Genomic DNA, 7131 nt, shown 5'->3' on the forward strand with positions numbered 1-7131 from the left:
CGGGAAGTTCTCCGCGGCCCGCAGGGTGTGAACACCCCAGTACGCATCGGCGGGGACCTCCCGATCGCCCAGCAGATCATGCTCAGTGCGGGTGATGGCGGTCATGGGTCGGGGCCCTCTCTCGCTAGACATGATGGGGGGCCTTCCGCGCCGCTGCGCGGAAGGCCCCCGCGGTGTTACCGGTGTCGTACCTGCTCAGAGCAGGCGATCCTTCGCCTTGTAATAGGCGCCGCCGAACGGCAGGAACCAGGGTGTGCCGTTGTAGAAGGGGACGGGCACCTTCGGGAAGCCGAAGCCGCGCATCGGGTTGGCCTCAGGGTTGCCGTCCATCATCTCGGCGACCGCGCGGCCCATGTACGTGGCCATCTGGACGCCGTGGCCGCAGTAACCCATGGAGTAGTACAGGCCGTTGACCTCGCCCGCGTGCGGAATGCGGTCCCAGGAGAAGCCGACCATGCCGCCCCAGACGTAGTCGATCCGCACCCCCGCCAGCTGCGGGAAGATCTCCGTCATCTCCCGCTTGAGGATGTCACCGCTCTTGACGTCGGACGCCGGATTGGACGGGGCGAAGCGGGCCCGGCCGCCGAAGGCGAGGCGGTTGTCCGGCGTGAGACGGATGTAGTTGCCGACGTTCTTGTGGGCGACCAGCAGACGGCCGTTCGGGATGAGCTCCTTGGCGCGCGCCTCCCCCAGCGGCTCGGTGACGATGATGAAGCTGCCGACGTTGATCAGCCGCTTGCGGAACCACGGCATCGACTGGTCGGTGTAGGCGTCCGTCGCCGCCATGACCTGCTTGGCACGGACGGTGCCGCGCATGGTCTCCACCACGAAGCCGCCGCCAGGGAGGCGGGTGAGGCCGGTGGCGGCGTTGCGCTCGTGGATCTCTGCACCGGCACGCTCGGCGGCGTCCGCCAGGCCGACGACGAACTTGCCCACGTGCAGGGCCGCGCCGAGCGGGTCGAGCAGGGCGCCGTGGTAGTAGTCCGAGCCCAGCTCGGCGCGCAGCTCGCTCTTGCTCAGGACGACCGTCTCGTGGCCGAAGTTCTCGGCCAGGTCGCGCTGCTTGGCGTGCATGCCCTCGAGGTGCTTGGGCTTGCAGACCAAGCCGAGGCGCCCGGCACGGTGGAAGTCGCAGTCGATCTTCTCCTTGACCGCGATCTCCTCGACGAGGTCCACGGCGACGCGGAACGCGTCGTAGAGCTCGCGCGCACGTTCCTGCCCGTAGCGCTGGCGGGCCTGGGCCGGGCTGATGGTGATGCCGGGGTTGCAGTGGCTGCCGTTGCGCCCGGAGGCGCCCGAACCGACCTGGTCCTTCTCGACCAGGACGACCCGGGCACCCTTGCGGGCGGCATGGTAAGCGGTGGACAGGCCGGTGAGGCCGCCGCCGATCACCACCACATCCGCCTCGTCGGGCAGGTCCTTCCCGGAACGGTCGGGCAGGGCCGGGGCTGTGTCCATCCAGTAGGGGATCTGCTTCATGGCGTGCGTCCTCTTGTCTTCTCGCTCTGTTTCGCCGTGCGCCGTAGGTCAGCAGCCGAGGAGCTTCGGCAGGCCCGACAGGTCGGGCAGCTCGTCGTAGGGCTGGTAGTCGGCGCTGCCCTTACGGCCGTAGCGGTTGATCCACACGCGGCGCTTCAGGCCCAGGTCGCGGGTCGGGATGTGGTCGTACTCCCAGCCCTGGGCGACGTGAATGACCTGCGACGACTCCACACCCATAGTCCGGAAGGCGTGCTTGAAGGTCTGGCGGTCCGGCTTGTAGGCACCGGCCTGCTGGGCGGTGATGACGTAGTCGAACTCGACGCCGATGTTCTCGACGTTCCGCGCGATCAGGTTGTCGTCGGAGTTGGAGATGATGGCGATCTCGTACTTGGTCTTCAGCTTCCGCAGGGCCTCCGGGACCTCCGGCCAGGGGCCGAAGGTGGGAACGGCGTCCACGAGGGCCTCGCCGTCGGTCTCGCGGTACTCCAGGCCGTGCAGACGCATGGCGTTGCGCAGGCTGGAGTGCAGGACCTCGTGGTAGGGGCGGTAGGCCTCCAGGACGGCCTGGAACCGCATGACGCGGAAGTCGTCGAGGAACTCGTCGACATCCAGGTTGTCCAGGTCGAGTCGGTCCTCCAGGACCTTCAGGGTGGTGGGACCGAGCTCGAAGTTGATCAGGGTTGCATAGGCGTCGAAGGTGACGATCTCTCGCATGGTGTCCAGCCTTGCTCTCGCGGTTCTCTAAACAGGGGTGGGGGCTTCAGACGACGCGTTCGCCGGGGGCGACGATCGCGTCGAGCACGGCCAGGTCGGCCGGGCTCGGTATCCAGTCGGCCGCCGCCGCGTTGGCGGTGACCTGTTCGGGGGTCATGGCTCCGCAGATGACGGAGCCGACGGCGGGGAGGGCCGCCAGTGCACCGACCGCGACCTGGAGGAGGGTCAGGCCGCGATCGGCGCCGTACTCGGTGAGCGCCTCGACCTTGTCGAGGGCCGCATCGGTGAGCCAGCCCTGCCGCCAGGACAGCCGGCTGCCGGGCGGGGGCTCCTCGCCGCGCCGGTACTTGCCGCTGAGCAGGCCATTGGCCAGCGGGTAGTACGGCAGCAGTCCGACGCCGTGGCGCAGGCAGGCCGGGATCAGGTCCTGCTCCACGCCGCGGTCGAGCAGGTGGTAGCGGGCCTGGGTCGACACGAAGGCGGCCGTGACGTGCTCGGCCGGGAGGTTGGAGCAGCCGACGTACCTGATCTTGCCCTCGTCGACCAGCTCCTGGAGCGCGGCGACCGTCTCTTCCAGCGGCGTGACTCCGTCCGGTTCGTGGTACTGGTACAGGTCGATCCGGTCGGTGCCGAGCCGGGTCAGCGAGGCCTCGACCGCGTACCGGAGATAGGCGCGGGATCCGCGCGGACCGTACAGGTCGGCGTCCCGGCCCATCTCCATGCCGAACTTGGTGGCCAGCACCACGTGGTCGCGGTTGCCTTTGAGTGCGGCCCCGAGGAGCCGTTCACCGTCGCCGCGGAGGCCGCCCCGTTCCCCGGACCCGCCGTACATGTCGGCGGTGTCGAACAGGGTGATCCCGGCGTCGAGGGCGGCGTGGACGACTGCCTTCGTGCCGTCCTCGTCGAGGCGGGCGCCGAAGTTGTTGCCGCCCACGCCGACCACCGAGACGGTCGGGCCGCGCTCCCCGAGCGAGCGGTATCTCATGGCCGGTTCCCGAATCCGATGCAGACGTTCTTGGTCTGCAGGTAGCTCGCCAGGCCTTCGAGACCCTTCTCCCGGCCCCAGCCGCTGTGCTTGTAGCCGCCGAAGGGCAGTTCGACGCCGGTACCGACGCCGGTGGCGTTGACATAGACCTGGCCGGCCCGGATGCCCTCGGCCATCCGCATCGCCTTGTCGATGTCGCGGGTCCACACGTAGGAGGCGAGGCCGTACGGGCTGTCGTTGGCGATCTCCAGCGCCTCGGCCGCGTCGTCGAACTCGATGACCGTGACGACGGGGCCGAAGATCTCCTCGCGGGCGCACCGGGCCTGGTTGTCCAGTCCGGTGAGGACGGTCGGCTGGACGTAGTAGCCGTCGGCCAGTTCGGGGTCGGCCGGGGCGCCGCCGCCGGCCCGTGCCACGGCACCTTCCTCCCGGGCAAGTTCCAGGTAGCCGAGGACCCGGTCCCGCTGCCGTGCGGCGACGAGGGGGCCGACATCCGGGTCGCTGAGACCGGGACCGAGGCTGAGGGAGGCAGCGTGCGCGACGAGCTTGTCCAGGAACTCCTCGGCGCCGCGCTGGAGGAGCAGTCGCGTACCAGCTGAGCAGGTCTGCCCGGCGTTGCCGAACGCGGAGGCGGCTACGGCGCCGAGCGCCAGGTCGAAGTCGGCGTCGGCGAAGACGATGACCGGGGACTTGCCGCCCAGTTCCGTGACCGAGGGGACCACGTTGGCGGCGGCGGCCTGGGCGACCTTGATACCGGTCGGCACCGAGCCGGTGAAGGTGACCTGGTCGATACCCGGGTGCCCGGCGAGGGCCGCGCCGGTCTCGCCGTTACCGGGGACCACGTTCAGAACGCCCGGCGGAAGACCGCACTCCAAGGCGATCCTGCCGATCTCCAGGGGGGTGAGCGGCGCCTCCGGCGACGGCTTGAGCACCACCGTGCAACCCGCGGCCAGCGCCGGGGCGGAGCCCCTCGCGGTGTTCTGGAGCGGGTAGTTGAACGGAATGATGTGGCCGGAGACGCCGATCGGCTCGCGCACCGTGTAGTCGAGCAGTCCCGGGCCCAGCGGGACCGTCGAGCCGCCGAGCTTGTCGGCGACGCCCGCGTAGAACTCGAAGTAGCGGGCCGCGGCCTCCACATCGGCCTTCGCCTGGCGCAGCGGCTTGCCGACGTCCTGGCTCTCCAGGCGCGCCAGCCGTTCGCCCTGGCAGCGAATGGCCTCCGCGATCCGGAACAGGATCCGGCCCCGGTCGGCGGCACGCATCCGGGCCCACTCGGGAGCGGTGAAGGCCGTGCGCGCGGCGGCCACCGCCTGGTCCACGTCCGCCTTGCCGGCCAGCGCCACATGGGCGATGGCCGTGTCGTTCGACGGGTCGAGGACGGTGAAGAAGCGTCCGTCGGCGGCGGGGACCTGCTTGCCGTCGATGAGCAGCTCGGTCAGCTGCAGTTCGTCGCTCATGGCCGGATCTCCCCCAGCACCTCGCCGAAGATGACCACCTCGTCGCCCGGGCGGACCGTGCGGATCCGGCGGACCCAGAGCACGATGCCGTCCTGCGGCGCGGTGACTTCTTCCAGCGTGGTGCCGTAGTGGTCGGTGATGGTGGCGATCAGGTCGCCTTCCTTGCAGGTCTCCCCCGGCTCGGCGCGGGCGACGAAGAAGCCGCCGGAGGCGGAGCGGGCGAAGGTGCCGGAGACCGTCGTGTAGGTGTCCCGCAGCTCTGCCTGGCCGTCGATCATGCCGAGGCTGCGCAGGATGTTGCGGATCGAGTTCATGTGGTGCCCGACGTTGGTCTCGCGGTAGGTGGCGCCGCCGCACTCGATGGTGATGGCGGGCTTGCCGGCCTCGAGAACCGGGTGGCGGACCGTGCCGCCCCACTTGCCGCCCTTCCAGACCAGCTCGTGCCCGGCGGCCAGCGCCAGATCGGTCGCCAGGTCCTCGTAACCGCCCTGGAGGATGACGAGCGGGGCGATCTCGCCGTAGGCGCCGCCGGTGTGCAGGTCGACCACGGCGTCGACGGCCGGCACGACCTGCTCGACGAAGGTGGCGGCCAGACGCTGCGAGTACGAGCCCTCCGCGTCACCGGGGAAGATCCGGTTGAGGTTGAGGTGGTCGATGCCGCTGGCGCGGGCGGCGGCCTCGAAGGCCGGGGTGTTCAGGCAGGGGATGCCGACGACGGTGCCGCGCAGCGTGGCCGGGTCGATCTCGGCGAGCACCCGGCGGATGGCCTCCTGGCCGTCGTACTCGTCGCCGTGCACGCCCGCGTCCACACACAGGACCGGGCCGTCCTGGACGCCGTTGACGACGATCAGCGGGATGCCGAGCTCCACGCCGTAGCTGCTGGTGCCGACCGGGATCAGGCCCTGGGCGCGTTCGCCGGGGGCGACGGTCAGCTGACCGATGGAGTACATGTGGATCCTTTCCAAAAGGTGGATCAGATGCGGGCCGAGGCCTCGGCGAGGACGCCCGCGACGATCGCGGCTATACGGTCGAGAAGGGCGCGGTCGCTGATCAGCGGGGGCGCGATCTGGACCAGCGGCGCGGAGCGGTTGTAGACGCGGGCCAGCAGGCCGGCCTCGCGCAGCCGACGCGGGATCAGGTCGCCGATCAGCTCGGTTCGTGCCTTGGCGCTGAAAGCGCCGTCGTCGAGGTCGCCGACGAGTTCACAGGAGTAGAAGAACCCGGTGCCGCGGACGTCGCCGACGATCGGCAGGTCCTTGAGCGCCGCCATGCGCCTGCCCAGGTCACCTTGGAGACCGCGGACGTTGTCCAGGATCCGGTCCCGCTCCATGATCTCCAGGTTGCGCAGGGCGATGGCCGTACTCAGCGGGTGCCCCGCGAAGGTGTAGCCGTGGTTGAGGACCGCGCCGGGCCGGTTGATGACCTCGGTGACCTTGGTGCCGACCAGGGTCGCGCCCAAGGGTGCGTATCCGGCGGTGATGCCCTTGGCGACGGTGACCATGTCCGGGCGGGCGCCGTAGCGGTCCCCGCCGAACCATTCGCCGATCCGGCCGAAGGCCGTGATGACCTCGTCGGCGACGAGCAGGAAGCCGTACCGGTCGGCCAGCGCCCGCAACCCCTGCCAGTAGCCCTGGGGCGGGGTGATGCAACCGCCTCGGTTCTGCACCGGCTCGGCGATGAGCATCGCGACGGTCTCCGGGCCCTCTGTCAGGATCGCCGCCTCCAACTCGGCGAGCAGCCATGCCGTGTACACCTCGTCGTCCGCGAACTCCGGTGCGAGGCCGAGGCGGTTGGTGTTGGACACGAACCGGGTGTCGATCGCCGGCGGGCCGTACGGCTCCGTGAGACCGGGGTCGTCGTTGAACGACAGGGTGCCGATGGTCAGGCCGTGGTAGGCGCCGCGCCGGGCGATCGCCTTGGTGCGGCCCGGATCGCCGCGCAGGGCGTGGTAGCGGCGGGCTATCTTCCAGGCGGTCTCGACGGCTTCGGCGCCGCCGCTCGAGAAGAAGGTGTGCTCGATGTCGACGGGGGCGATCCAGGACAGGCGCTCGGCGAGTTCGATGGCCGAGGGATGCGCGGAGCCGGTCCACAGCGGGCTGTAGCACAGCTCACGCAGTTGCCGTTCGGCCGCCTCGGCGAACTCGGGTCCGTAGGAGTAACCGAGCTGGCAGCAGTACAGCCCCGACAGGCCGTCGATATAGCGCCTGCCGTCCGCGTCGTCGACGTACGGGCCCTCGCCGCGGCGGACGACGAACAGTTCCTGACCCGGCGCCGCGAGGGAGCCGTTGGCGGTCATGTGCAGCAGCAGGTGCCGCTGAGCGGTGGCCGCGGTCAGGTGAGCGGCGGCGGTGGTCATACGGCCTCGCCTCCCGGGTTGGCGACACCGACGGTGTTCTCGACCGAGAGCAGGGAGTCCTGCCTGCCGGAGCCGAGCCAGCGCACCAGGGCCACCAGGCCGAGGGCGAGGATGGCGAAGGCGATGAGGATGGCGCTGAC

General features: G+C 70.1%; 6 protein-coding genes. All 6 read right to left on the bottom strand.

Features of this window, described 5'->3' with window-relative positions; translation table 11 throughout:
- Positions 1 to 195: 195 nt before the first annotated feature.
- Genes ACFZBP_RS42110 through ACFZBP_RS42135 form a run of 6 tightly spaced genes read right to left on the bottom strand, consistent with a single transcriptional unit; the run spans position 196 to position 6991 of the window.
- Entirely contained in the window at positions 196 to 1479 is a 1284-nt protein-coding gene (locus tag ACFZBP_RS42110) for an FAD-dependent oxidoreductase (RefSeq protein WP_391421130.1), read from the bottom strand.
- 48 nt (positions 1480 to 1527) lie between these two features.
- Positions 1528 to 2193: a haloacid dehalogenase type II gene (locus ACFZBP_RS42115; protein ID WP_031484183.1), complete on the bottom strand. Its 666-nt coding sequence runs from the start codon at positions 2191 to 2193 to the stop codon at positions 1528 to 1530.
- Positions 2194 to 2239: 46 nt separating this feature from the next.
- On the bottom strand, positions 2240 to 3178 hold the full coding sequence (locus tag ACFZBP_RS42120; RefSeq protein WP_391421131.1) for an aldo/keto reductase: 939 nt from the start codon (positions 3176 to 3178) through the stop codon (positions 2240 to 2242).
- The gene (locus ACFZBP_RS42125) at positions 3175 to 4635 is read right to left on the bottom strand and encodes an aldehyde dehydrogenase family protein (protein ID WP_391421132.1); all 1461 of its coding nucleotides are present in this window, start codon (positions 4633 to 4635) and stop codon (positions 3175 to 3177) included. The genes ACFZBP_RS42120 and ACFZBP_RS42125 overlap by 4 nt, the downstream gene beginning before the upstream one ends.
- The gene (locus ACFZBP_RS42130) at positions 4632 to 5585 is read right to left on the bottom strand and encodes a succinylglutamate desuccinylase/aspartoacylase family protein (protein WP_391421133.1); all 954 of its coding nucleotides are present in this window, start codon (positions 5583 to 5585) and stop codon (positions 4632 to 4634) included. The genes ACFZBP_RS42125 and ACFZBP_RS42130 overlap by 4 nt, the downstream gene beginning before the upstream one ends.
- Positions 5586 to 5608: 23 nt before the next feature.
- On the bottom strand, positions 5609 to 6991 hold the full coding sequence (locus ACFZBP_RS42135) for an aminotransferase class III-fold pyridoxal phosphate-dependent enzyme (protein ID WP_391421134.1): 1383 nt from the start codon (positions 6989 to 6991) through the stop codon (positions 5609 to 5611).
- Positions 6992 to 7131: the final 140 nt, after the last annotated feature.

The sequence above is a fragment of the Streptomyces sp. NPDC008086 genome, from assembly GCF_042957325.1.
Lineage (GTDB): Bacteria > Actinomycetota > Actinomycetes > Streptomycetales > Streptomycetaceae > Streptomyces.